Below are 24,865 nucleotides of genomic sequence, written 5' to 3'. Positions count from 1 at the left end.
CCACAGAAGGGACGAGCGCGGCGGAGCGGATCGTTCCTTCTGCGGCCGATTCTCAGAAAGCTCTCATGACGTGATCAAGGCCACCTGTGTCATGAACCCTGCACAAACCCGCCCTCGTACGCCGCGATCACCGCCTGCGTCCGGTCCCGCGCCCCCGTCTTCGCGAGCACCGCGGCGACATGCGTCTTCACCGTCGCCGGGCCCACCCCCATCCGCTCCGCGATCTCCGCGTTCGTCAGGCCCGTCGTCATCAGCCGCAGCACGTCGCTCTCCCGTCCGGTCAGCCGCGCGACCCACGGCGCGACCCGCGTCCGCGCGGCGGCGTGCTCGGCGGCCAGTGCCCGCACCGCCGCCGGGAACAGCAGGGTGTCGCTGCGCGCCACCAGACGCACCGCGCCGACCAGCGCGTCCGCGTCCGCCCGCTTCAGCAGGAACCCGGCGGCGCCGGCCCGCAGGGCCTCGTACACGTAGGCGTCGTTCTCGAAGGTGGTGACGACCACGATGCGCGGCGGCTCGTCCATGGCGCTCAGGATCCGCTCGGTGGCGCGGATGCCGTCGACCTCCGGCATCCGTACGTCCATGAGCACGACGTCCGGGCGCAGCTCGCGCACCACGGACACCGCCTCGGCGCCGGTCGCGGCCTCGCCGACCACCTCGATGTCGGGCTCGGCGGACAGGATGGCGCGCAGCGCGGTGCGGACCATGCGTTCGTCGTCGGCGAGGACGACGCGCAGCGGTGCGGGGGTCACGGGATCTTCGGTTCCTTCCGGGAAGGCAGCGGCAGGTGTACGTCCAGGAGCCAGGTCCCGGGGGTGTCGGGGGCGGGGCCCGCGCTCGCGGTGCCGCCGAGCAGCCGGGCCCGGTCCGCGATGCCGCGCAGCCCGTGCCCGCCGCCGGGCCGCGGCGCCACGGGCCGGTCCGGCACCGGGTTCTCGGCGGTGATCCGCAGCGCGTCCCCGTCGCGGACCAGCCGCAGCGTCACGGCGGTGCCCGCGTGCCGCAGGGCGTTGCTCAGCGCCTCCTGCACGATCCGGTACGCCTCGCGGGAGACCAGCGGCGGCAACCCGGCCGGGTCGACGTCCACCCGCGCCGTCACCTCCGTACCGCCCGCCCGGGTCCGGCGCAGCAGCCCGTCGAGATCGTCGGCCAGCGTCGGTGCGGGCGCCGTCGCCGACGCGTCCCCGGCCTCGCGCAGCACCCCGAGCACCGCGTCCAGCTCCCCGACCGTGCGCCGCGTGGTGTCCTCGATCGCCGCGAGAGCCTCCCGTACGAAGTCGGGGTCGCTGTCCAGGACCCGGCGCGCGGCGCTCGCCTGGAGGGTGACCGCGCTCAGCGCGTGCCCCACCGAGTCGTGCAGCTCGCGGGCCAGCCGGTTGCGCACCGCGAGGTCGGCGGCGCGCTCCTCCGCCTGCGCGAGCCGGTCGGCGGGGCTCGGTCCGAGCAGCGCGGGCGCCCACCGCGCGAGCAGCCCCGAGGCCACCGCCGCGCACACCGCGAGCGCCACGAGCAGGACCAGCCCGACGACCGGCATCAGCGCCAACACCCACGGATGATCCGCGACGTGGGGCACGAGCTTGTCCGAGTCCCGCAGCGCGGGCACGAAGGGCAGCGCGATCAGCGCCAAGGCGAACGGAGGCAGCGCCAGCGTCATCCCGCTCAGGATCCCGCCGGCCCCCAGATGCAGGGTGAACCAGGCGGCGGTGCGGGCGCGCGCCTCCCGCGTGCGCGGCGGCCCGTCCGCGAGCTCCGCAGGGTCCACCCCGCACAGCGCCCGCACCACCGCGACCGACATCGGCCGGGTCAGCGGCGACAGGGCCGCGGTCAGCGCGGCGAGCGGCAACCCGCAGGCGAACGAGGCCAGTTGCAGACCCACGTCCGAGAACACATCGGTCGCTCCGGTCAGCGGACCCACCACGACCGAGGCCAGCAGCAGGTACGGCATGGAGAGGGCGCCGCCGATGATCAGATGAAGCCAGCGGCGGCGCGCCCGACGGCCGAACAGCAGCCGTGCCGCGGTCCGGGTGCGCACGCTCCTCACGCGGGCACGGGGGTGCGGCGGGCGGCCGCGTGATGGGCGCCGATGGTCACGACGAGCAGGCCGACGATCATCTGGCCAGCGTAGGTGAGGTTCATCAGCGGCGTGGGCTGCCGGGCGAGGTCGTCGACCCCGCTCAGCGAGGCCAGCGCCAGCCAGCCGCCCCAGCAGGCCGCGGCCCCCGAACCCACCCACAGCAGGCCCAGCGGCACCTTCAGCGTGAGCACCCGCCCGCGACGGAAGGCGAGCAGCACGGCGCCCGTGACCGCGGCGACGAGATACAGCGCGTTGAGCGTCTCCATCACGTAGTAGGTGCTGTCGCGTTCGGCGGCCCGCGCCGCGTTGAGCCCGGCGTCCATGCCGCACGCCCACAGCAGATGCGTCAGCACCGGCAGCACCGCGAGCAGGGCCGCGCCCACCGCGACCAGGCGCTGCGCCGCGTCCTGCGGGCCGACCGGCAGCTCCCGCACGCGGCCCTGCCAGACCCCGCCCCAGCGCTCCCGCGCGTAGCCGACGAAGAGAGCGCCCAGACACAGGCCCTGGGCGATGAACCCGGGATACACGACGGCGAACACCCAGTCGTCCAGGAAGGGTTCGCCCGGCCCGGCGGTGGCGCCCGAGCCCTCGAACGCCTTCACGATCAGCTGGACCGGGTAGCCGGTCATGATCGGGGTGAGGAGTCCGGTCGCCACCCACATCGGCACGGCGAGCGCCCAGGCCGGGACCCGGCGCCCCCAGGGGCGGGTCAGGAGGAGGGCGAGCAGGACGACGGCGCCGTCGAGCAGCACCGTGATGCCGTTGGCGACCGCCATCGTCGTGCGGTGCTCCAGGAGCGTGCTGCCGTCGGGGATGCCGATGCGGCTGCCGGCGATCCAGGCGATCTTCAGCGACAGGTAGGGGAGACAGGCGAGAACGGTGACGTTCCGCAAGGTGGTGCGCAGTCTTGGGGTCATGCGTCCAGGCTGGCCGGGCCCGGGCCGAGGCACGTCGTGCGGACCGGTGATCCGCCTCCGCCGCGCGGGGGAGGGGCGGAGGCGGGAAGCAGGACTACAGGCGGCGGGTGGCCAGGGTCAGACGGTCCCGGGCGTCGAAGAGGGCGTCCTTGACCATCTGCTCGTGCGCGGGCGTGAGGCGGGCGACCGGCACCGAGCAGGAGATCGCGTCCCGGGCCGGGGTCCGGTACGGGATGGCCACGCCGAAGCAGCGCAGCCCCAGCGTGTTCTCCTCGCGGTCCACCGCGAAGCCCTGCTCACGCACCTGGTGCAGCTCCTCGATGAGCTTCTCGCGGTCCGTGATCGTGTGCTCGGTCAGCGCGGGCAGCGTCTCCGGAAGCATCTTGCGGACCTGCTCGTCGGTGTGCGTCGAGAGCAGCGCCTTGCCGAGCGAGGTCGAGTGCGCGGGCAGCCGCCGCCCCACCCGCGTGAAGGGCCGCAGATAGTGCTGCGACTGGCGCGTGGCGAGGTACACGACGTTCGTGCCGTCGAGCCGGGCCAGGTGGATCGTCTCGGTCGTGTCGTCGGACAACCGGTCCAGCGTCGGCCGCGCCGCCGCGACCACCTCGTCGCCGTCGATGTACGAGGTGCCGACCAGCAGCGCCCGCACCCCGATGCCGTACCGCGTGCCGGTCGCGTCGGTCTCGACCCAGCCGAGCTCGACGAGCGTGCGCAGCAGCATGTACAGGCTGGACTTGGGGTAACCGACGGCCTCCTGGACCGCGGCCAGCGAGTGCATGCCGGGGCGCCCGGCGAAGTACTCGAGCAGCTCCACCGTGCGGACCGCCGATTTGACCTGGGCACCGCCCGCGGCGGCCCCCGCCTCGCCTGCCGACATCTCCCTTGACCCCTTCGTTCCACGGGAATTACTGTCCAGTCTCGATACGCGTTCACGCTGAGAGACAGCGTTCAGTATATCGAACAGCGCTCCTGGCCCGCCCGGTGAGCTTCGAGAAAAGCTGGAAGGATCCGCGGTGGCAGCAGCACCAGTCTGGAGTGTCGACCCCCGAACCGGGAAGCAGCGGGAGCAGGTTGCCGTCGAGGCGACACCGCAGGAGGTGGACCAGGCGGTCCACGCCGCCCACGCGGCCCGCACCGCGCTCGCCGACCGCGGCGTCCGCGCCGCGTTCCTGCGCTCCGCCGCCGAACTGCTCGCGGCCGCCGAGGAACACCTCGTCGAGGCCGCCGACGCGGAGACCGCGCTCGGCCCCGTCCGGCTCACCGGAGAACTCGCCCGCACCTGCTACCAGTTGCGGGCGTTCGCCGACATCGTCGACGAGGGCGCCTTCCTCGACGTGGTCATCGACCACCCGGACACCAAGGCCACCCCGCCCGTCCCGGACCTGCGCCGCTACAAGATCCCGCTGGGCGTCGTCGCCGTCTACTCGGCCTCGAACTTCCCCTTCGCCTTCTCCGTCCCCGGCGGCGACACCGCGAGCGCGCTCGCCGCGGGCTGCCCGGTCGTCGTCAAGGCCCACCCCGACCACCCCGCCACCTCCGAGCTCGTCGCGGCCACGATCCGCCGCGCCGCCGCCCGGCACGGCATCCCCGAGGGCGTCCTCGGCCTGGTCCACGGCTTCGAGGCCGGGATCGAACTGGTCCGGCACCCGCTCGTCGCCGCCGCCGGTTTCACCGGTTCCGTACGCGGCGGGCGCGCCCTCTTCGACGCGGCGGCGGCCCGGCCCGTGCCGATCCCGTTCCACGGAGAGCTCGGCTCGCTCAACCCCGTCGTGATCACCGAGGCGGCGGCCGCCGAGCGCGCCGACACCATCGGTACGGGCCTGGCCGGATCCATGACGCTGGGCGTCGGCCAGTTCTGCGTGAAGCCGGGCCTCGTCTTCGCGCCCCGCGGCGAGGCCGGCGACGCCCTGGTCAAGACGCTCACCGCCGCCGTCAGCGACACCGAGGCCGGGGTCCTGCTCGACCACCGGATGCGGGACAACTTCGTCGCCGGGGTCGCCGCGCGCGCCGGGCTGCCCGACGTCGACGCGCCGGTCACACCGGGCGCGGGCAGCGACCACACCGTCGCGCCCGGGTTCCTCACGGTGCCCGCCGCGCGGCTCGCCGAGGACGGGCCGCACGACCTGCTCCTCGAGGAGTGCTTCGGGCCGGTCACCGTCGTCGCCCGCTACGGCTCGCCGGACGAGGTGACGGCGGTCCTGTCCCGGCTGCCCGGCAACCTCTCCGCCACGCTCCAGCTCTCCGAGGGCGAGGCCGCCGGCGAGGGCCGGGGCGCCGAGCTCCTCGCCGAGCTCACGCCGCTCGCGGGCCGCGTCCTCGTCAACGGCTGGCCGACCGGAGTCGCCGTCGCGCCCGCCCAGCACCACGGCGGGCCCTACCCGGCGACCACCTCCACCTCCACCTCGGTCGGCGGCACCGCGATCGAGCGCTGGCTGCGGCCGGTCGCGTACCAGACGACGCCCGAGGCGCTGCTGCCGCCCGAGCTGCGGGACGGCAATCCGCTGGGGCTGCCGCGCCGCTACAACGGCCGCCTGGAAAACTGACCGGCATGGAACTGCGACTCCCCGAACTGCCCTTCCCGCTGCGCAGCTACGGTCCCGACGGCAACTGGTCGTACGAGGGCGGGACGCTCACGGGGTGGGCGGGGCCCCGGCAGGACCGGTTCGTGCCGCCCACGGGTGACTCCCTGGAGCCCGCCTCCGACGCGCCGCGCCTGCTGGGGGCGGCGCCGGAGGGGGACTTCCAGCTGATCGCGCGGGTCACGGTCGGGTTCGAGGCGGCCTTCGACGCGGGGGTGCTCTACCTCCACGTCGGGGAGCGGGAGTGGGCCAAGCTGTGCTTCGAGCGGTCGCCGGACGAGCCCACGATCTGCACGGTCGTCACCCGGGGCCACTCGGACGACGCGAACGCGTTCGTGGTCGCGGGCCGCTCCGTCTGGCTCCGGATCAGCCGGACCGGGGCCGCGTTCGCCTTCCACGCCTCGACCGACGGGTCCACCTGGACCTTCGTCCGGATCTTCACGCTGGGTGACGAGAAGACGGCGGGCGCGGCGCTGATCGGCTTCCTCGCGCAGTCCCCGGTCGGCGAGGGCTGCGTCGTCACCTACGACCACATCGAGTACCGCCCCACCTGGCCCGAATCCCTCCGTGACGGTTCCTGACCGCTCCGGCCCCCGGAGGGCCGGAGCGGCGGGCGGGAATGTTCGTGGCACCGGGTGTCGTTGTACGGGGGCGCAGGGCACCCCCTGCCGCGTACGACACTGGAGCGAGAGAACCTCATGCGCGTCGAGATCTGGACCGACATCAACTGCCCGTTCTGCTACATCGGCAAGGCCCGGTTCGAGCAGGCGCTCGACGCCTTCCCGCACAAGGACGAGGTCGAGGTCGTGCACCGGTCCTTCGAGCTCGACCCGACGGTGAAGAAGGACTTCACCGCCCTCGTCGTCCCGCACATCGCCGAGAAGTACGGCATCAGCGAGGCCCAGGCCGCCGCCAACGAGAAGGGCCTCGGCCAGCAGGCCGGCGCGCTCGGCCTGCCCTACCTCACCGAGGGCCGCGACTACGGCAACAGCTTCGACCTGCACCGCCTCCTCCACCTGGCCCACGAGCGCGGCCTCCAGGACGCGATGATCGACGCCCTGTACCGCGGCAACTTCGCCGAGGACGCGTCCGTCTTCGCCGACGAGGAGCACGTCGTGAAGCTCGCCGTCGACGCCGGCCTCGACGAGACCGAGGTCCGCGGCGTCCTCGCCGACCCCGAGGCGTACGCCGACGCGGTCCGCGCCGACGAGCAGGAGGCCGCCGCGCTGGGCGCGACCGGAGTCCCGTTCTTCGTGCTCGACCGCAAGTTCGGCGTCTCCGGCGCCCAGCCCGCCGAGGTCTTCACGCAGGCCCTCACCCAGGCCTGGACCGCCCGCTCCCCGCTCACCGTCATCGAGACCGCCGACGGCGCGGACGGTGACGTCTGCGGCCCCGACGGCTGCGCCGTGCCCCAGGCCTGACCTGCACTGATAAGCACCTCTTAGAGGTACTGCTCAAACATCCGCAATGGACGGGTAGTTGGCGGCGGGGCACAGTGGACGCATGGAGACTTCCGCTGTGCCCCCGCTCGACGCCGGCCTGGTCCGCGCCGAGTACACCCCGGCCACCACCTACCTGAACACGGCGAGCTCAGGCCTCCTCCCGGCCCGGGCCACCGCCGCGATGCGCGACGCGATCACCGTGATGGCCGAGGGCGGCTCCATCGACGACCTGTTCACCGACGTGGAGGACGCGCGCGCCGCGTTCGCCCGGCTGGCCGGCGTCCCCGCCGAGCGCGTCGCGACCGGCAACTCCGTCGCCGTCTACACCGGCCTGATCGCCGCCTCGCTCCCCGACGGCGCCGAAGTCCTCACCGCCGAGGGCGAGTTCAGCTCCACGATCAACCCGTTCCATGTGCGCCCGGACCTCAAGGTCCGCACCGTGCCGCTGGAGGCGCTCGCCGAGTCCGTCCGCCCCGGCACCGCGCTCGTCGCGGTCAGCGCCGCCCAGTCCGCCGACGGCCGCGTCGCCGACGTCAAGGCCCTGCGGGAGGCGACCCGCGCCCACGGCGCCCGGCTCTACGTGGACGCCTCGCAGGCCGCCGGCTGGTACCCGCTCACCGAGCACGCCCCGCACGCGGACTACGTCACGTCCGTCGCGTTCAAGTGGCTCACCTGCCCGCGCGGCGCGACGTTCTTCATCGGCCCCGCCGACCCGGAGGGCTTCGCCGCGCTGCGCCCGGTGTTCGGCGGCTGGGTCGCGGGGGAGCGGCCCTGGGACAGCTGCTACGGCCCGGTCACCGAACTCGCCGGTTCCGCGCGCCGTTTCGACGAGACCCCGGGACTGATCTCGTACACCGGAGCCCGCCGCTCCCTCGAACTGATCGAGGAACTGGGCCCCGACACGGTGTACGCCCACGACCTGGCCCTCGCCGAGCGCTTCAAGGCCGGGCTCGCCGAGCGGGGCCTCGCCCCGATCCCCGCCCCGGGCTCGCCCATCGTGTCCGTCCCCGGACTGGGCGCCCGCCAGCCCGAACTGCGCACGCAGGGCATCGAGGTGTCCAACCGCGCCGGCAACCTGCGCGCGTCCTTCCACCTCTACAACACGCAGGACGACGTGGACCGCCTCCTCCACGCCCTGGCCTGAGCGACAGGAGAACGGAGCGGGGCGGGACCCGAAGGCCCCGCCCCGCTCCGTCACCGCAGGACCACAGAAGGCCTACTTCACCGGCGTGAAGTCCCGCGCACCAATGAACTCGGGGCGGCGGACCGGGGCCGCGAAGGGCTCCACCGCCGTGTTCTCCACGCTGTTGAACACGATGAAGACGTTCGAGCGCGGGTACGGCGTGATGTTGTCGCCGGAGCCGTGCATCGCGTTGCAGTCGAACCAGGTCGCCGAGCCGGACTTCCCGGTGAACAGCCGGATGCCGTACTCGTCGGCCAGCGAGGTCAGCGCCTCGTCGGACGGGGTGCCCGCGTCCTGCATCTGCAGGGACCGCTTGTAGTTGTCCGTGGGCGTCTCGCCGGCGCAGCCCAGGAACGTCTTGTGCGAGCCGGGCATGATCATGAGCCCGCCGTTGGTGTCGTAGTTCTCCGTCAGGGCGATGGAGACGGACACCGTCCGCATGTTCGGCAGACCGTCCTCGGCGTGCCAGGTCTCGAAGTCCGAGTGCCAGTAGAAGCCGCTCGCGCCGAAGCCGGGCTTCACGTTGATCCGCGACTGGTGGACGTAGACGTCCGAGCCGAGGATCTGCCGGGCCCGGCCCACGACACGCTCGTCGCGGACCAGCCGGGCGAACACCTCACTGATCTTGTGAACCTCGAAGACCGACCGCACCTTCTGCGAGGCCTTCTCCACGATCGAGCGCTCGTCGGCCTTGATCGCCGGGTCGTGCACGAGCCGCTCCAGCTCGGCCTGGTAGACCCCGATCTCGTCCGCGCCGATCAGCTCCTCGATCGCGAGGAAGCCGTCGCGCTCGAAGCCCGCCAGGTCCGACTGGCGGATCGGACCGCGCGCGCCGGGCTCCGACCAGACGACGGGGTCGACCCGGGGAGTCGCCACCTCCGTCTTCCCGCGGGTCGGGTACAGGTCGGCGACGCCAGGGGCGGAGTTCAGCACGGTCATCGGGATCAGACCTCCTCGGGCTCGGTCAGCAGCGGGTAGACACCGTTCTCGTCATGGTCCTCCCGTCCGGTCACGGGAGGGTTGAACACGCACACGCAGCGGAAGTCGGTCTTGGGCCGAAGCGTGTGGCGCTCGTGGCCGTTCAGGAGGTACATCGTGCCCGGCTCGATCCAGTGCTTCTCGCCGGTCTCCCGGTTCTCGAGCTCGGCCTCGCCCTCCACGCACAGCACCGCTTCGATGTGGTTGGCGTACCACATGTCGGTCTCGGTGCCCGCGTAGAGCGTCGTCTCGTGCAGGGAGAAGCCGACCTTCTCCTTGGCGAGGACGATGCGCTTGCTCTCCCAGGTGCCGGACGCCGACTTCACGTGCCGGTCGGTGTTCTCGATCTCCTTGAACGAACGGACAATCACGGTGAGTTGCTGCCTTTCCTCGTGGTGCGTGGAACTTCTCAGGCGGTCTCGCGCACAGCCCGGGTGAGCGTGCGCAGACCCTCGTCCAGCTCCTCGGGCGTGATCGTCAGCGCCGGAAGCAGCTTGACGACCTCGCCCTCGGGGCCGGAGGTCTCGATGAGCAGGCCGAGCTCGAAGGCGCGCCGGGCGACCTTGTTGGCCCGCTCCTTGTCGCGGAACTCGAAGCCCCAGACCAGGCCGCGGCCGCGGTACTCGACGATGTCGTCGGAGTACTCGGCGCGCAGTGCGGCGAGGGTCTCCTCGATCTGCTCGCCGCGGGCCAGGGTCTGCTTCTCCATGGCCGGGCCGTCGGTCCAGTACGTCTCCAGGGCGGCGGCGGCCGTCACGAACGCGGGGTTGTTGCCGCGGAACGTGCCGTTGTGCTCGCCCGGCTCCCAGATGTCGAGCTCCGGCTTGAACAGGCACAGGGACATGGGGAGCCCGTACCCGCTGATGGACTTGGACACGGTCACGATGTCCGGCGTGATGCCCGCCTCCTCGAAGGAGAAGAAGGCGCCGGTGCGGCCGCAGCCCATCTGGATGTCGTCGACGATGAGCAGCATGTCCCAGCGCTCGCACACGTCGGCGAGCTTGCGCAGCCACTCGGCGCGGGCGACGTTGATGCCGCCCTCGCCCTGCACCGTCTCGACGATCACCGCGGCGGGGGTGTTCAGACCCGACCCGGAGTCCTCGAGCAGCCGCTCGAACCAGATGAAGTCCGGGGTCTGCCCGTCCAGGTAGTTGTCGAACGGCATCGGGGTGCCGTGCACCAGCGGGATGCCGGCGCCGGCCCGCTTGAACGCGTTGCCGGTGACGGCCAGCGAGCCGAGCGACATGCCGTGGAAGGCGTTCGTGAACGACACGATCGACTCGCGGCCCTTGACCTTGCGGGCCAGCTTCAGCGCGGACTCGACGGCGTTGGTGCCCGTCGGGCCCGGGAACATGACCTTGTACGGCAGGTCGCGCGGGCGCAGGACGACGTTCTGGAACGTCTCCAGGAAGTTGCGCTTCGCCGAGGTCGACATGTCGAGCCCGTGGGTGACGCCGTCCCGCTCGATGTAGTCGATCAGGGCGCGTTTCAGCACGGGGTTGTTGTGCCCGTAGTTGAGCGAGCCGGCGCCCGCGAAGAAGTCCAGGTACTCGTGGCCGTCCTCGTCGTACATGCGGCTGCCCTGGGCCCGGTCGAAGACGGTGGGCCAGCCGCGGCAGTAGCTGCGCACCTCCGACTCAAGGGTCTCGAAGACGCTCAGGTCCGGCTGGGTGATGGTCACAGCGAAAGCTCCTCTGAGGGAGGGAAGTTGCGGGGGGTCGTCGGGTGGCGGGGCCGTGCTCAGGCCAGCGGCCCGATGCGGTACAGCTCCTCGGGCAGGTGCCCGTCGTCGGGGAACAGGCCCGCGTCGAACAGGACCTGGCGCTCCACTCCGGCGCCGTGCCGGCGCGCGTAGGACAGGAACAGCGCCTGGGACGCCGTGTTGTCCGGGGTGATGGTGGTCTCGACGGTCGTGACCTGCCGTCCCGAGTCTCTGACCTTGGCGGTCAGGCCGTCGAGCAGCGCTCCGGCCAGACCGTGCCCGCGGTGTCCGTGGTCCACGGCGACCTGCCAGACCACGAGGGTCTCCGGGCGCTCGGGACGGAAGTAACCGGTCACGAATCCGGCGACCTCACCGGTCTCGTCGCGCGCCACCACGGAGGTGCCGGCGAAGTCCCGGCACCAGAGCAGATAGCTGTACGAGGAGTTGAGGTCGAGGACCTTGGAGTCACGAGCGATACGCCAGATCGCGGCGCCGTCGGCCACTCCGGGATGGTCGAGCTGGAATTGCGCTTGTACGGCGGTCATGCGAATTGAATTTACCGAGCAATTTTTGGGATTGCATCCGGGGCAGGGGTTACGCACGCCCCTGATCTGTGTTATCGAGCGCGGGTGGGTACGCGCGTGAGACTTCGGCGGAATGTCGGCATTTGTGCGGTGCGAAAGGTGCATAACGCAGTCGATGTGGAGTGCGTCACAGGTACGTAACGCCTCCGGAACCCGCCCGAATTCCGCAGGATCCCGTTGTTGAAATCTTAGTGTTTACGTCGCGAGAAAGCGGGCAGAAGCAGTACGGGAAGCTGCCCTGATAAATAATACGGAAATGATGTCCCTGAATGTGTGGGGAAAATAAGAAAGGCGCCGTCCGAAAAGGACGGCGCCCCTGTGTGCGTGCTCGCGGGTCCTGACTACTCCCAGGCCGCCGCGACGGCCTTGCGGGCCGCCTCCAGGTCGACCGCGATCCCGGCCTCCGCGAGCGCACCGCCCAGCGCGGCCAGCGAGGACTGCACGACACCGCGCGTGGCCTGCGGCCCGTAGTGGTTGACCCGGATCATCTCCGCGGCCAGCGCGCCACCGCCCGCCACCAGCGGCAGCACCGGGTCCGCCGCCAGCGACTTCGCCACCAGGTCCCGCGCGTCCGTGCCGGCCGGCGCGCGCAGCGTCGTGGCCACCGGCGCCGCGTCCCGCGCCGCGTGCACGTACGGCTCGAGTCCGCCGCCCAGCGCCAGCGTTCCGGCCCGGGTCGCCGCCGCCGCGCTCGCGTGACGGGCCGTCAGCGCGTCCAGACCCTCGCTCTCGATCCGCTCCACGCAGGCCTCCAGGGCCAGCATCTCCAACTGCGCCGGAGCGTGCAGCAGCGCCTTGCGGCCGCCGTCGATCCAGCGCTGCTTCCAGTCGAGCAGCGACAGGTACGAGTGGCGCGGCGCGTGCGGGTTGGCGGCCATCCGCTCCCAGGCACGGGCGCTCACCGACACGGCCGAGACGCCCGCCGGGCCGCCCATCGCCTTCTGCGCGCCGATCACGCACAGGTCCACGCCCCAGGCGTCCGGCAGCACCGGCTCCGCGGCGATCGAGGCGACCGCGTCCAGGTAGAACAGCGCGCCGTGCTCCCGCACGACCTCGCCGATCTCCGCGACGGGGTTCGTGTTGCCGGTCGCCGCCTCCGCGTGCACCAGCGACACGAAGTCGATGTCGGGGTGCTCGGCGAAGGCCTGCCGGACCTGCTCCGCGGTGACCGCCGTGTGGAACGGCACCGCCAGGTCGTGCACGGTCGCGCCGCAGTCGCGCAGCCAGTCGCCGAAGGTCTGCCCGTACGGACCGGTGATCACGTTCAGGGCGACGGTGCCCGGTCCCGCGGCGGCGCGGATCGCGCCCTCCAGCGGGAGCAGCGCCTCGCCCTGCATGATCACGACGTCCTGCGCGGTGTCCATGAGCCGGGCCACACGGTCCTCGACGGAGGCGAAGTGCTCGGCGCTCAGCGGGGCCAGATCGAGAAACGGGTGCGTCACGGTGGTGCTCTCTCTTCGCTCACGGGTTCGGCGGTGATGCCGCTGACGAGCGTAACCGGCCCCCTCATAGGCTTGGACCATGAGCGATCGCGCGGTGCTGCATGTGAAGGGCCGGGTCCTGGCCGGACCCGACGACGTACGCGACGAACTGTGGGTGGTCGACGGCCGGATCACGTACGAGCGGCCCGTCTCCGCGGGCCTCGACGTGACCAGCGTGGAGGGCTGGACGCTGCCCGGCCTCGTCGACGCCCACTGCCACGTCGGCCTGGACACGCACGGGCCGGTGCCCGCCGAGACCGCCGAGAAGCAGGCCCTCACCGACCGCGACGCCGGCACCCTGCTGCTGCGCGACGCCGGCTCGCCCTCCGACACCCGCTGGATCGACGACCGCGAGGACCTGCCCCGGATCGTCCGCGCCGGCCGCCACATCGCCCGCACCCGCCGCTACATCCGCAACTACGCCCACGAGATCGAGCCCGAGGACCTCGTCGCCTACGTCGCCCAGGAGGCCCGGCGCGGCGACGGCTGGGTCAAGCTCGTCGGCGACTGGATCGACCGGGACGCGGGCGACCTCACCCCCTGCTGGCCGCGCGAGGCCGTCGAGGCGGGCATCGCGGAGGCGCACCGGCTCGGCGCCCGCGTCACCGCCCACTGCTTCGCCGAGAACTCGCTGCGCGACCTCGTCGAGGCCGGCATCGACTGCATCGAGCACGCCACCGGCCTGACCGACGACCTGATCCCGCTCTTCGCCGAGCGCGGCGTCGCGATCGTCCCCACGCTCGTCAACATCGCCACGTTCCCGGACCTCGCCGCGGGCGGCGAGCAGAAGTTCCCGCGCTGGTCCGCCCACATGCGACGGCTCTACGACAACCGCTACGACACCGTGCGCAACGCCTACGACGCCGGCATCCCGGTGTTCGTCGGCACCGACGCCGGCGGCTCCCTCGCGCACGGCCTCGTCGCCGGCGAGGTCGCCGAACTCGTCAAGGCCGGTCTCCCCGCCGTCGACGCCCTCGGCGCGACCGCCTGGAACGCCCGGAGCTGGCTCGGCCGCCCGGGCCTCGACGAGGGTGCCCCCGCCGACCTCGTCGTCTACGGCACGGACCCGCGGGCCGACGTGGCGGCGCTCGCCGCACCGCGCCGGATCGTGCTGCGGGGCAACGTCGTCGGTTGACGGGGCGTGACGCGCGCCGGTGCGTACTCGTTACGCACCCCGCGTCCGCCCCGGCGTCGCCGCTCCTCCGGGTGACCCCGGCGAACAGACGGACCCCCTGAAATCGAGCACCTGCACGGAAACCCCCCTTTGGAGTGAACTCACTTCAGGTGGTGGCCCGTTCACTCTCAGTGCGTAAAGATTCCCTCACCGATGACCGGTCGACGCCGTCGGCGGTGCCGCGCCCTGTCCCTGTGCGCCCACCCCGACGGCACGCCGTCGACCTCGCGCGTCACGTCGTTTCTCTTATCGCCGTCCTGGGGGTCCCACCAGCATGTCCAGCACCACTACGTTCCGCCGCCTCGCCGCGACCGCCGTCGCCACCGCGCTCGCCGCCGGTCCCGTCCTCCTCGCGGGCGCGGGCCCGGCCGCCGCCACCGGCGACCGCGGCGGCAAGGCCTCCGCCGTCGTGCTCCGCACCGGCCTGGACGTCTCCCTGCTCAACAAGACCGTGAACGTCCCGCTCAAGGTCTCGCTCAACGAGGTGCAGGCGCCCGCCAGCGCCGACAAGACCGCCCTCACCGTGAACCTGGACGGGGTGAACAAGGGGCAGCCCTTCAGCGTCCTGCGCGCCGACGTCGCCAAGGCCAGGGCCACCGTCGCCGACGGCACCGCCGAGGGCTTCACCCAGCTCGCCCACGCCAAGGTCCACGTCCCCGGCCTGCCGCTGCTCTCCCTCATCGAGGTCGACGAGGTCACCTCCAAGGCCCGCTGCGTGGCCGGCCAGGCGCCCGTCGCCGAGTCGAACCTCCTCGGGGCCGTCACCGTCCTCGGCAAGAAGGTCACGCTGACCACCGGGGGGACGACCGAGATCAAGGTGCCCGGTGTCGGCGAGGTCTCCCTCACCCTCTCCGAGAAGTCCACGACCTCCACGACCGCGGCGGCCTCCGCGCTGCATCTCAAGGTCTCCGTCAACCCGTTGAACCTCAACGTGGCCGAGGTCGAGGGCGAGGTGACCCTCGCCGGGGCGACCTGCGAGACCCCCCAGGCCGTGGCCGCGCCGAAGCCCGCCGATGTGAAGCCGCAGGCCGAGAAGGGGGAGCGGCCTGTCGCTGCCGCGGAGAAGCCGAAGGGTGACCTTGCGGAGACGGGGGGCAACTCGATGACGCCGTACGTGGCGGGCGGCGCGATCGCTCTGCTGATCGCCGGTGCGGGTGCGGTGGGTATGGCGCGCCGGGGTCGCAGCCGCGCCTAGTTGTTGGTCGACTGCGGGCCCGGTGGGGGCGGGCCGCGCCCACGCGGCGGAGCCGCACGTCGACACAGCCCCGCGCCCCTGATGCGGCTGCGCCTCATCGGGGAAATGCGACCCGAAGGGTCTGCATTTCAGGGGCGCGGGGCTGTGACATCAGCGGCTCCGCCGCGGGGCGCGACCAGCCCCCACCGGGGGCGCACCCGGCGACGAGACCCCCGGAGCTACGGCGCGAGGATCCGGCTCAGGGCGGAGACAAGGGTGTCGGTCGTGGACCGGTCCCGCACCGCGACCCGGATCCAGTCCTCCCCGAGCCCGGGAAACGTGTCGCCCCGCCGCACAGCGATCCCCACCTCACGCAGCGCCCCCCGAACAGCCGCCGCCCCCGGCACCCGGACCAGTACGAACGGCCCCTCCGCCGGCCCCACCACGGACACTCCGAACCCGGCCAACTCCCGCAACCGCCCCACGAGATACTCCCGGTCACCGGCGACGGCCACCGCGGCGCCCCGCGCCTCGGCGACCCCCCGCTCCGACACACAGCCCAGCGCGGCGACCAGCGCCGGCGAGGACACCGGCCACAACGGCTGCGCCCGCTCCAGCTCCGCCACGATCTCCGGCGCCGCCACGACGTACCCGATCCGCAGCCCCGCCAGCCCCCACGTCTTCGTCAGGCTCCGCAGCACCACCAGTCCGGGCACATCCGTGCGGCCCGCCAGCGCCTCCCGCTCGCCCGGCACCGCGTCCATGAACGCCTCGTCCACCACGAGCACCCGCCCGGGCCGGGCCAGCGCGGCGAGCACCCCGGCCGGATGCAGCACGGACGTCGGATTGGTGGGATTGCCGACGACGACCAGATCCGCGTCCTCGGGCACGAGCGCCGGGTCGAGCCGGAACCCGTCCTCCTCCCGCAGCAGCACCCGCCGCACCACATGCCCCGCGTCCTCCAGCGCCGCCTCCGGCTCCGTGAACTGCGGGTGCACGACCACCGGCCGCCGCACCCGCAGCGCCCGCGCGAGCAGCACGAACGCCTCCGCCGCACCGGCCGTGAGCAGCACCCGCTCCACGGGCACCCCGTGCAGCCGCGCCACGGCGGCCCGCGCCGCCCGCCCGTCCGGATATGCCGCGAGCCCCTCCAGCGCCGCGCCGATCCGCTCCCGCAGCCACACCGGCGGGGTCCCGGTCCGCACGTTCACCGCGAGATCCGTGAGCTTCTCGCCGTCGTCCCGCACCTCGGCGTCCCCGTGATGCCGCAGATCGGGCCCGTCCTCGACGGTGGCGTCGGCGATGTCCGGGGCGCGGCTCACCGTCACCTCCGGGTGGGCCGCCGCCCAGGCCGCCACCCGCTCCCCGAACTCCTCCTCGGGCAGAGGCTCGTACGGCAGCACCGCGATGCGCCGGGCGCCCAGCGCCCTCGCGCGGTCGAGCGCCGACAGGATCGTGGGGGCGGCGCCCGTGGGGAACGCCGGGACCACCTCCTCGTATCCGCCGTGATCCCACAACAGGCGGGCGCACGCGGCGAGTTCGGCGCGCGCCAGCGGGTCCGCCGTGCCGTCGCCCACGAGCAGCACCGTCACCTCGGCCCGGGCCGCGCCGTCCAGGACGTCGTCGAGCCGCCGCGCGAGGGCGGCGAGCAGGGCGGGGGAGGGGGTCTGCACGGCGGGCTCCTTGAGAGGGAGAGGCGAAGGGGGAGTCGGTCAGTCGGCCTGGACGGCCACGGCGCAGGTGACGCGGCCGGGGCCGCCGTCCGGGCCCCGTGACGCGCGTTTGGGCACGAGCAGCACGCCGCCCCCGGCCAGCGCGGCGGCCTCCGCGACCGAGGACGTGCCCGTCGCGGAGCGGACCCGCGCCGAAGGGTGCGGCACCGGCACCGCCGCGAGGCGTCCGGGGTCGTAGGTCTCCAGCGGCACGCCCAGCGCCTCCGCGGCCCGCAGCAGGCCCGGTTCGCGCCCCTTGGCCGTGACGGTCGCCAGCGCGCGGACCCGCTCCCGGGCCACGCCCGCCTCCGCGAGCACCGCCCTGACCAGCGCGAGGACCTCGTCCGCCGGGGCCCCGGAGCGGGCGCCGACCCCCACCACGACACGACCGGAACACCCCCGGATGTGCGGCGCGGGGGTCGGATGGGTTAGCAAAGGCGCATGGCGGTGTTCGTGGCGCTCGGCGCCTTTCTCATGACCCTGGTCGGCGGCTGGACCGCGCAACGGGTCACCGACCGGCGCCACCTGGTGCTCGGTCTCGCGGGTGGACTCATGCTCGGCGTGGTCGGACTCGACCTGCTGCCCGAGGCCCTGGACGCGCTGGGCGACGACGTGTTCGGCGTGCCGGCGGCCCTGCTCCTGTTCGTCGGCGGCTTCCTCGCCGCGCACGTCCTGGAGCACCTCCTCGCCCACCGGCAGGCCGCCCACGGCGCAGAGGAGGACGGCAACGCCCGGGCCCCCGAGGTCGGGCTCACCGCCGCGTCCGCGATGGTCGGGCACAGCCTGATGGACGGTATGGCCATCGGCGCCGCGTTCCAGGTCGGCGGCGGCATGGGCCTCGCCGTCGCGGTCGCCGTCATCGCCCACGACTTCGCCGACGGCTTCAACACGTACACGATCACCAGCCTGTACGGGAACGCCCGCCGCAAGGCCGTGATGATGCTGTTCGCCGACGCGTTCGCGCCGGTCGTGGGCGCCGCCTCCACGCTCCTGTTCACCATTCCGGAGCAACTGCTCGGCGGCTATCTCGGCTTCTTCGGCGGCGTCCTGCTGTATCTCGCCGCCGCCGAGATCCTCCCCGAGGCCCACCACGAGCACCCCGCGCGCTCCACCCTGCTGTGCACGGCGCTGGGCGCGGGGTTCATCTGGCTCGTGGTCGGCCTCGCGGGCTGACTTCACGGCGTCGCGCACCGCTCGACCAGGCGCCGCGCGACGTCCGGGCGGCCCGCCCAGTGCGTGTGCAGATAGCTGGCGTGCACGCCGCCCTGCACGAAGCCCTCGACGCGGGGCTGCGGCAGACGCATGCCCCACGCGGGCGCGGGCCCCGCGCCCGGTTCGAGGACCGTGCGGTGGAACTCGTGGCCGCGCATCCGCGCCCCGGCCGGGGCCAGCACGCTGTCCGACACGGAGACCGCGTCCCGGTAGCCCAGAGTCAGGCGCGGGGACATCCGGGCGTGCGCGTCCAGGACGCCGCACATCGGCTTGTCGTCGAGCGAGCGGGACAGGTAGAGCAGACCCGCGCACTCGGCGACCACGGGGGCGCCGGACGCGGCCAGGTCCGCGACCGACTTGCGGAGCCGCTCGTTCGCGGAGAGCTCCGGGGCGTAGACCTCCGGGAAGCCGCCGCCGATCACCAGCGCGGACGTGTTCTCGGGGAGGGACTCGTCGTGGAGGGGGTCGAAGGGGGTGACCTCCGCTCCGGCCGCCGTGAGGAGCTCGGTGTGCTCGGCGTAGGAGAAGGTGAAGGCCGCGCCGGCCGCCACCGCCACGATCGGCCTTCCCGCCGTCGTGGCTGCCCGTGCCTCCGAGCCGGTCGCGCTCCACGCCTGCGTCGTCAGCGGCGGGGCCGTCCGCGCCAGGGCCAGCAGGCCCTCCAGGTCGCAGCCCTCCCGCACCATCGCCGCCGACGCCCGTACGGAGTCCACCGCCTCCGTACTGCGTTCCGCCACCGGGACCAGGCCCAGGTGGCGGGACGGGGTGGCGACCTGGGGGGTGCGGCGCAGGGCGCCGTAGACCGGGACGCCGACCTCCTCCAGGGCCTCCCGCAGCAGCGCCTCGTGGCGGTCCGAGCCCACCTTGTTGAGGATCACGCCCGCGAGCCTGACCTGAGGGTCGAAGGACGCGAAGCCGTGCACCAGCGCCGCCACCGAACGCGACTGCGACGACGCGTCGACCACCAGCACGACCGGCGCCTTGAGCAGCTTGGCGACGTGCGCCGTCGAGGCCAGCTCGCCCTCGCCGGACACCCCGTCGAACAGGCCCATCACGCCTTCCACGACGGCCAGTTCACAGCCCTGCGCCCCGTGCGCGAACAGTGGCGCGACCAGCTCGGGCCCGCACATGTACGCGTCGAGGTTGCGGCCCGGGCGGCCGGTCGCGAGCGCGTGGTAGCCCGGGTCGATGTAGTCGGGGCCCACCTTGTGCGGGGACACGGCGAGGCCCCGCTCCGCGAACGCCGCCATCAGACCGGTCGCGACCGTCGTCTTGCCGGTCCCGGACGCGGGCGCGGCGACGACGAGCCGCGGAACCGAGACGGAGGTCGTCACCACTCGATGCCCCGCTGGCCCTTCTGACCCGTGTCCATCGGGTGCTTCACCTTCGACATGTCGGTCACCAGGTCCGCGAACTCCACCAGCTTCTCCGGCGCGTTGCGGCCCGTGATCACGACGTGCTGGGTGCCCGGACGGTCGCGCAGCACCTGCACCACCTCGTCCACGTCGATCCAGCCCCAGTGCAGCGGGTACGCGAACTCGTCGAGCACGTACAGCTTGTACGTCTCGGCGGCCAGGTCCCGCTTGACCTGCTCCCAGCCCTCGCGGGCCTTCTCCTCGTTGTCCGCCTGGCTGTCCCGCTGGACCCAGGACCAGCCCTCGCCCATCTTGTGCCAGTCGACGGTGCCGCCCTCGCCGGAGGCGCCCAGCACCTTCAGCGCGTTCTCCTCGCCGACCTTCCACTTCGCCGACTTGACGAACTGGAACACCCCGATCGGCCAGCCCTGGTTCCAGGCCCGCAGCGCGAGCCCGAACGCGGCCGTCGACTTGCCCTTGCCGACGCCCGTGTGCACGAACACCAGCGGCCGGTTGCGTCGCTGACGTGTCGTCAGTCCGTCGTCCGGCACCACACTCGGCTGTCCCTGCGGCATTACGCGGCCCTCCTGATGCTGTTGATCCCCTGGGTTCCCTGTACGTCCTTGACCAGCCCGGCGATCGAGTCCGCCCGCAGCTCGTCCAGCGTCACGGCCGTCCCGCCGAGCCGCGTCGCCAGCTGCCCGGCGAGCCCGAGCCGCACCATGCCGCTCTCGCAGTCCACGACCACGGACGCCGTGCCCTCGGCGGCGTGCAGCCCGGCCGCGCGCTCCGCGAGCCGCACCGGCTCCGGACCGCCCGTCGCCCGGCCGTCCGTCACGACCACCATCAGCGGGCGCCGCGCCGGATCGCGCAGCCGCTCCACGCGCAGCACGTCGTGTGCCCTGAGCAGCCCGGCCGCCAGCGGGGTGCGCCCGCCGGTCGGCAGCGACTCGAGCCGGGCCGCCGCCGCGTCCACGCTCGACGTCGGCGGCAGCGCCACCTCCGCGGCCGTGCCCCGGAACGTCACCAGGCCCACCTTGTCGCGGCGCTGGTACGCGTCGAGCAGCAGCGACAGCACCGCGCCCTTCACCGCACCCATGCGCTGCCGCGCCGCCATCGACCCGGACGCGTCCACGACGAACAGCACGAGGTTGCCCTCGCGGCCCTCGCGCGTCGCCTGCCGCAGATCGTCCCGGCGCACCACGAGCCCCGGACCGCTGCGCCCGCGCGCCCGCTGGTGCGGCGCCGCCGCGTGCACGGTCGCCGCCAGATGCAGCTTCGTCAGCGCCCCGCGCGGCCGCGTCGAACCCGTCGTGCGGCCGTGCTCGGTGCGGGCCCGCGAGCGCCGCCCCGCGGCCCCGTCGCCCAGGCCCGGCACGCTCAGCATCTTCGTACGGAAGGGCTCGCCCGCGCTCACCGCGCGCTGCTCGCGCCCGGCCCCGGCCGGCACCTGCGCGTCACCGGGCTCCTCGGACTCCTGGGACTTCTCGGAGTCCTGTGAGGGCTCCGGGGGCGCCTCCTGCGGCTGCCCCGCGTCCGGTCCGCCGCCCTGCGGCGGCACTCCGCCCCCGCCGCCGTCCGGGCCACCGCCGTCGGGGCCGTCACCGTCAGGCTCCGGGTCCGGCTCGTCCTCCGGCTCCTCGTCCGGGCCGAACTCCTCCAGCGTCTCGTCGAGCTTGTCCTCGTCGAGGCCCGGCGCGTCGAAGGGATTACGGCGCCTGCGGTGCGGCAGCGCGAGCAGCGCGGCCTGCCGCACGTCCTCCACGAGCACCTCCGTGCGCCCCGCCCACGCGGCCAGCGCCGTCGCGGTACGGGCCATCACGATGTCGGCCCGCATGCCGTCCACCTCGAACGCGGCGCAGGTCGCGGCGATCTGCGTCAACGCCCCGTCGCCGAGCCGCACCTGAGGCAGCAGGGCGCGGGCCGCGACGATCCGCTCCCGCACGTCGGCCTCCTCGCCGGCCCAGCGGGCGACGAAGCCCTCGGGGTCGTCGTCGTAGGCCAGGCGCCGCTTGACGACCTCGACGCGCTGCGCCGGCTCCCGGGACGCGGCGACCTCCACGGTCAGCCCGAACCGGTCGAGCAACTGCGGCCGCAGCTCGCCCTCTTCGGGGTTCATCGTGCCGACGAGCAGGAAGCGGGCCGCATGCCGGACGGAGACGCCCTCGCGCTCGACGTACGAGGCGCCCATCGCGGCGGCGTCGAGCAGCAGGTCCACGAGGTGGTCGTGGAGGAGGTTGACCTCGTCGACGTACAGGATGCCGCGGTGCGCGTCCGCGAGCAGGCCCGGCTCGAAGGCCTTCACGCCCTCCGCGAGCGCCCGCTCGATGTCGAGCGCGCCGACGAGCCGGTCCTCGGAGGCCCCGACCGGCAACTCGACCATGCGCGCGGGGCGTTCGGTCCCGGCGGCGTCCGCGTGGGGCCCGTCGGGGCACTGCGGGTCCGGCGCCGCCGGGTCGCAGGAGAACCGGCAGCCCGGGACGACGGGGACGTCCGGCATCAGCGCCGAGAGCGCCCGCACGGCGGTCGACTTGGCGGTTCCCTTCTCCCCGCGCACGAGCACCCCGCCGACAGCGGGCGACACGGCGTTGAGCAGCAGGGCGAGCCGCAGATCGTCCTGCCCGACGACAGCGCTGAACGGATACGGGTTGCTCATCGGATGAACTCCTCCGGGTAGATGCGCCCCGGCAGGGGCGCGGGGAACGGCGCGAGCAACCACGCACGGTCCGCACGTACGGCCAAACCCATGGGGGTCCGGGGGCGAAGCCCCCGGGGTCGGGACGGGAAGGGGCGGCGGGGGCGACTTCCCATCACGGCGCCCCGGGCGGCACGAACGGCAACCCCGAGGGAGCGCCCCCCTCGATCAACCGCCACAACGCGTCCGTGTCGGCGTGCCGCTCGATCAGATCGCCGAGCCGGTCGAGCTGCTCCTCCCGCAGCGCCGCGAACGAGGTGTCAGGTGCCGGCACGAACCGCCGCCCCGAGGCCGCCGCGACCTCCCGGAGGAACGCCCGCCGGAACCCGTCCGACTCCAGCGACCCGTGCCAGTGCGTCCCCCACACGGCCCCCACCCGGCACCCGTCCAGGAACGCCTCGCCGCCGAGCACGTCGGCGACCCCGTGATGGATCTCGTACCCCTCGACGGGCTCGCCCAGGGCCTGCCCGACGGGCCGGGCCAGCGTCTTCTCCCGCTCGAAGCGAACCCGCACCGGGAGGAGTCCGAGCCCGTCCACGACCCCGGCCCGCGACTCGACCTCGTCCTCGATCCGCTCCCCGAGCACCTGGAAACCGCCGCAGATGCCGAGCACCGGCCGTCCCTCGGCGACCCGCCGCGCCAGCGCGTCCGCGAGCCCGCGCTCGCGCAGCCACTCCAGCGCCCTCACGGTGCCCCGCGTGCCCGGGACGACCACCAGATCGGCGTCGACGAGCTCCTCGGCCCGGTCCACGAACCGCACGACGACGCCGGGTTCGGCGGCGAGCGCGTCGACGTCCGTGAAGTTCGACATGAGCGGCACCGCGCACACCGCGACCCGCAGCACGTCCGCGCCGACCGGCGGCGCCACGACGGACTCGCGCACCGTGCCGCGCAGCGACACCCGCAGGCCGTCCTCCTCGTCGATGCCGAGCCCGTGCTGATAGGGAAGAACGCCGTACGTGGGGCGGCCCGTCAGCGATTCCAGCATGTCCAGGCCGGGTTCCAGCAGGGTGACGTCACCGCGGAACTTGTTCACCAGATACCCGGCGAGCAGCTCCTGGTCCTCGGGCGCGAGCAGCGCCGTCGTGCCGAAGAACGACGCGAAGACGCCCCCGCGGTCGATGTCGCCGACGACGAGCACCGGCAGCCGCGCGGCCCGCGCGATGCCCATGTTCACGATGTCGGTCCGCCGGAGATTGATCTCGGCGGGCGAGCCCGCCCCTTCACAGATCACGGCGTCATGACTGCCCCGAAGCTCCTCCAGGCATCCCACCACCGTGTCCAGCAGGGCCGCCTGCCGCCCGCCGTGGTAGCCGCGTGCGCTCAACTCGCCCACCGGCTTGCCCATCAGGACGACCTGGCTGCTCCGGTCGCTGCCGGGCTTCAGCAGCACCGGGTTCATCAGCGCGCTCGGCTCGACGCGGGCGGCCTGCGCCTGCATGGCCTGCGCCCGCCCGATCTCGGCGCCCTCACGCGTCACGAACGAGTTCAGGGACATGTTCTGCCCCTTGAACGGCGCGACCTTCACGCCCTGCCGCACCAGCCACCGGCAGATCCCCGCGGTGACCACGCTCTTCCCGGCGTCCGAGGTGGTGCCCGCGACCAGCAGGCCGCCGCCCTTCCTCGCGCCCGTCATCGACGGCCCCACAGCAACCGCGCGCCCACACAGACTCCCAACGCCGAAAGACTCACGCGCCGCGACAACCGCGCGGCCCGCTCCACATCACGTACGTGTACGGGCCGGCCCCGCTCGTTGAGGACCGGCCGGTGCTCCACCCGCCCCGCGTACGACAGCGTGCCGCCGAGACGCACCCCGAGCGCGCCCGCGAACGAGGCCTCCACGACCCCCGCGTTCGGGCTCGGGTGACGCTCCGCGTCGGCCCGCCAGGCCCGCACCGCGTCCCGGGGGCGGCCGCCGGTCAGCACCGCGAGGACGCCCGTCAGCCGGGCGCCGGGCCAGCCGGCGACGTCGTCGAGCCGGGCCGAGGCCCAGCCGAAGCGCCGGTAGCGCGGCGACTTGTGACCGACCATCGCGTCCAGTGTGTTCACGGCACGGAAGGCGAGCAGCCCCGGCACCCCGGCGACGGCACCCCACACCAGGGCGCCCACGACCGCGTCGGAAGTGTTCTCGGCGACCGACTCGACGACGCCGCGCGCGATGCCGTCGGCGTCCAGGCCCTCGGGGTCGCGCCCGCACAGCCGGGGCAGCAGCTCCCGGGCCAGCTCCACGTCGCCGGCCTCCAGCGCGGAGCCCACGGCCCGCGCCTCACGGCCCAGCGAGGTGCCGCCGACCACGGCCCAGGTCGCGGCGGCGGTCAGTGCGACCGAGGCGGCGGGGGAGCGGCGTACGGCACGGGCGGCGAGCGCGCCCAGCGCGGCGGCGCCACCGGCGCACACGGCCGTGTGCAGGGCGCCCCGGCCGCGATCGTCCCGCCACAGCACGCGCTCGACGGCTCCCGCGGCGCGGCCGAAGCCCGCGACGGGGTGCCCGCGGCGCGGATCGCCGACCAGGAGGTCGCTGAAGATACCCAGGGCGGCGCCGTACGCGAAGACGCGCTCGGCCCGCCGTGCGCCGCGCGGGGCGAACATGGCGGTAGTTGTCCTCA

The 24,865-nt window shown here is 73.5% G+C and carries 23 protein-coding genes; 7 read left to right on the top strand and 16 right to left on the bottom strand.

The genetic code is table 11. The features are described 5' to 3' along the window. Window positions 1-89 precede the first annotated feature (89 nt). The 4 genes from ACIBTU_RS37830 to ACIBTU_RS37815 form a co-directional block, all read right to left on the bottom strand. Window positions 90-749: a response regulator gene (locus tag ACIBTU_RS37830; protein WP_399131294.1), complete on the bottom strand. Its 660-nt coding sequence runs from the start codon at window positions 747-749 to the stop codon at window positions 90-92. Then, the gene (locus ACIBTU_RS37825; RefSeq protein ID WP_399131292.1) at window positions 746-2,029 is read right to left on the bottom strand and encodes a sensor histidine kinase; all 1,284 of its coding nucleotides are present in this window, start codon (window positions 2,027-2,029) and stop codon (window positions 746-748) included. Before ACIBTU_RS37825 ends, ACIBTU_RS37830 begins: the two co-directional genes overlap by 4 nt. A gap of 5 nt (window positions 2,030-2,034) precedes the next feature. Continuing rightward, window positions 2,035-2,988, bottom strand: coding sequence for a hypothetical protein (locus tag ACIBTU_RS37820; protein WP_399131291.1), 954 nt, complete (start codon window positions 2,986-2,988; stop codon window positions 2,035-2,037). 94 nt (window positions 2,989-3,082) lie between these two features. Beyond that, window positions 3,083-3,865: an IclR family transcriptional regulator gene (locus tag ACIBTU_RS37815; RefSeq protein WP_399131290.1), complete on the bottom strand. Its 783-nt coding sequence runs from the start codon at window positions 3,863-3,865 to the stop codon at window positions 3,083-3,085. A gap of 136 nt (window positions 3,866-4,001) precedes the next feature. Here ACIBTU_RS37815 and ACIBTU_RS37810 point away from each other — a divergent pair, with 136 nt between their 5' ends. The 4 genes from ACIBTU_RS37810 to ACIBTU_RS37795 all read left to right on the top strand — a co-directional run bounded on the left by ACIBTU_RS37810 (window position 4,002) and on the right by ACIBTU_RS37795 (window position 8,153). Then, window positions 4,002-5,531: an aldehyde dehydrogenase (NADP(+)) gene (locus tag ACIBTU_RS37810; protein ID WP_399131289.1), complete on the top strand. Its 1,530-nt coding sequence runs from the start codon at window positions 4,002-4,004 to the stop codon at window positions 5,529-5,531. A gap of 5 nt (window positions 5,532-5,536) precedes the next feature. Then, window positions 5,537-6,148 carry a DUF1349 domain-containing protein gene (locus tag ACIBTU_RS37805; RefSeq protein WP_399131288.1) on the top strand — a complete coding sequence of 204 codons (612 nt, stop codon included), beginning with the start codon at window positions 5,537-5,539 and terminating at the stop codon, window positions 6,146-6,148. 117 nt (window positions 6,149-6,265) lie between these two features. Beyond that, the gene (locus ACIBTU_RS37800; protein ID WP_399131287.1) at window positions 6,266-6,988 is read left to right on the top strand and encodes a DsbA family oxidoreductase; all 723 of its coding nucleotides are present in this window, start codon (window positions 6,266-6,268) and stop codon (window positions 6,986-6,988) included. Between the two features lie 82 nt (window positions 6,989-7,070). Beyond that, the gene (locus ACIBTU_RS37795; protein ID WP_399131286.1) at window positions 7,071-8,153 is read left to right on the top strand and encodes an aminotransferase class V-fold PLP-dependent enzyme; all 1,083 of its coding nucleotides are present in this window, start codon (window positions 7,071-7,073) and stop codon (window positions 8,151-8,153) included. A 72-nt stretch (window positions 8,154-8,225) separates the two neighbouring features. Here the strand turns inward: ACIBTU_RS37795 and thpD are convergent, their stop codons facing one another. The 5 genes from thpD to ACIBTU_RS37770 form a co-directional block, all read right to left on the bottom strand. Then, window positions 8,226-9,131, bottom strand: a complete 906-nt coding sequence (gene thpD / locus ACIBTU_RS37790; RefSeq protein ID WP_399131285.1) for an ectoine hydroxylase — start codon at window positions 9,129-9,131, stop codon at window positions 8,226-8,228. A gap of 5 nt (window positions 9,132-9,136) precedes the next feature. Next, complete coding sequence (locus tag ACIBTU_RS37785; RefSeq protein WP_399131284.1) at window positions 9,137-9,541, bottom strand: ectoine synthase; 405 nt, start codon at window positions 9,539-9,541, stop codon at window positions 9,137-9,139. Window positions 9,542-9,579: 38 nt separating this feature from the next. Further along, the gene (gene ectB / locus ACIBTU_RS37780) at window positions 9,580-10,851 is read right to left on the bottom strand and encodes a diaminobutyrate--2-oxoglutarate transaminase (RefSeq protein ID WP_399131283.1); all 1,272 of its coding nucleotides are present in this window, start codon (window positions 10,849-10,851) and stop codon (window positions 9,580-9,582) included. A 59-nt stretch (window positions 10,852-10,910) separates the two neighbouring features. Continuing rightward, the gene (gene ectA, locus ACIBTU_RS37775; protein ID WP_399131281.1) at window positions 10,911-11,417 is read right to left on the bottom strand and encodes a diaminobutyrate acetyltransferase; all 507 of its coding nucleotides are present in this window, start codon (window positions 11,415-11,417) and stop codon (window positions 10,911-10,913) included. 380 nt (window positions 11,418-11,797) lie between these two features. Further along, on the bottom strand, window positions 11,798-12,898 hold the full coding sequence (locus tag ACIBTU_RS37770; RefSeq protein ID WP_399131280.1) for a pyridoxal-phosphate-dependent aminotransferase family protein: 1,101 nt from the start codon (window positions 12,896-12,898) through the stop codon (window positions 11,798-11,800). Between the two features lie 79 nt (window positions 12,899-12,977). Here ACIBTU_RS37770 and ACIBTU_RS37765 point away from each other — a divergent pair, with 79 nt between their 5' ends. Beyond that, window positions 12,978-14,072 carry an amidohydrolase family protein gene (locus tag ACIBTU_RS37765; protein ID WP_399131279.1) on the top strand — a complete coding sequence of 365 codons (1,095 nt, stop codon included), beginning with the start codon at window positions 12,978-12,980 and terminating at the stop codon, window positions 14,070-14,072. Window positions 14,073-14,385: 313 nt separating this feature from the next. Beyond that, the gene (locus tag ACIBTU_RS37760; protein ID WP_399131277.1) at window positions 14,386-15,306 is read left to right on the top strand and encodes an SCO1860 family LAETG-anchored protein; all 921 of its coding nucleotides are present in this window, start codon (window positions 14,386-14,388) and stop codon (window positions 15,304-15,306) included. A 218-nt stretch (window positions 15,307-15,524) separates the two neighbouring features. On the opposite strand, the gene cobC is transcribed toward ACIBTU_RS37760, so the two are convergent. Then, a complete protein-coding gene (cobC, locus tag ACIBTU_RS37755) occupies window positions 15,525-16,862 on the bottom strand; it encodes an Rv2231c family pyridoxal phosphate-dependent protein CobC (protein ID WP_399131330.1) in 1,338 nt (445 codons plus the stop codon). A gap of 135 nt (window positions 16,863-16,997) precedes the next feature. Further along, complete coding sequence (locus ACIBTU_RS37750; protein WP_399131276.1) at window positions 16,998-17,378, bottom strand: cobalamin biosynthesis protein; 381 nt, start codon at window positions 17,376-17,378, stop codon at window positions 16,998-17,000. A gap of 60 nt (window positions 17,379-17,438) precedes the next feature. Here ACIBTU_RS37750 and ACIBTU_RS37745 point away from each other — a divergent pair, with 60 nt between their 5' ends. Continuing rightward, the gene (locus tag ACIBTU_RS37745; protein WP_399131275.1) at window positions 17,439-18,170 is read left to right on the top strand and encodes a ZIP family metal transporter; all 732 of its coding nucleotides are present in this window, start codon (window positions 17,439-17,441) and stop codon (window positions 18,168-18,170) included. 2 nt (window positions 18,171-18,172) lie between these two features. Here the strand turns inward: ACIBTU_RS37745 and ACIBTU_RS37740 are convergent, their stop codons facing one another. The 5 genes from ACIBTU_RS37740 to ACIBTU_RS37720 form a co-directional block, all read right to left on the bottom strand. Continuing rightward, entirely contained in the window at window positions 18,173-19,543 is a 1,371-nt protein-coding gene (locus tag ACIBTU_RS37740; RefSeq protein WP_399131329.1) for a cobyrinate a,c-diamide synthase, read from the bottom strand. Continuing rightward, a complete protein-coding gene (gene cobO, locus ACIBTU_RS37735; protein ID WP_188339646.1) occupies window positions 19,540-20,139 on the bottom strand; it encodes a cob(I)yrinic acid a,c-diamide adenosyltransferase in 600 nt (199 codons plus the stop codon). Before cobO ends, ACIBTU_RS37740 begins: the two co-directional genes overlap by 4 nt. Further along, on the bottom strand, window positions 20,139-22,220 hold the full coding sequence (locus ACIBTU_RS37730) for a putative cobaltochelatase (RefSeq protein WP_399131274.1): 2,082 nt from the start codon (window positions 22,218-22,220) through the stop codon (window positions 20,139-20,141). Before ACIBTU_RS37730 ends, cobO begins: the two co-directional genes overlap by 1 nt. Before the next feature lie 154 nt (window positions 22,221-22,374). Continuing rightward, complete coding sequence (locus ACIBTU_RS37725) at window positions 22,375-23,895, bottom strand: cobyric acid synthase (protein ID WP_399131273.1); 1,521 nt, start codon at window positions 23,893-23,895, stop codon at window positions 22,375-22,377. After that, window positions 23,892-24,848 carry a cobalamin biosynthesis protein gene (locus ACIBTU_RS37720; RefSeq protein WP_399131271.1) on the bottom strand — a complete coding sequence of 319 codons (957 nt, stop codon included), beginning with the start codon at window positions 24,846-24,848 and terminating at the stop codon, window positions 23,892-23,894. Before ACIBTU_RS37720 ends, ACIBTU_RS37725 begins: the two co-directional genes overlap by 4 nt. Between the last annotated feature and the right edge of the window lie 17 nt (window positions 24,849-24,865).

Source organism: Streptomyces sp. NPDC050145, from assembly GCF_044460245.1.
GTDB lineage: Bacteria > Actinomycetota > Actinomycetes > Streptomycetales > Streptomycetaceae > Streptomyces.
Note: the sequence above shows the minus strand (reverse complement) of the source record. Positions and strands in the feature narration are given on the sequence as shown.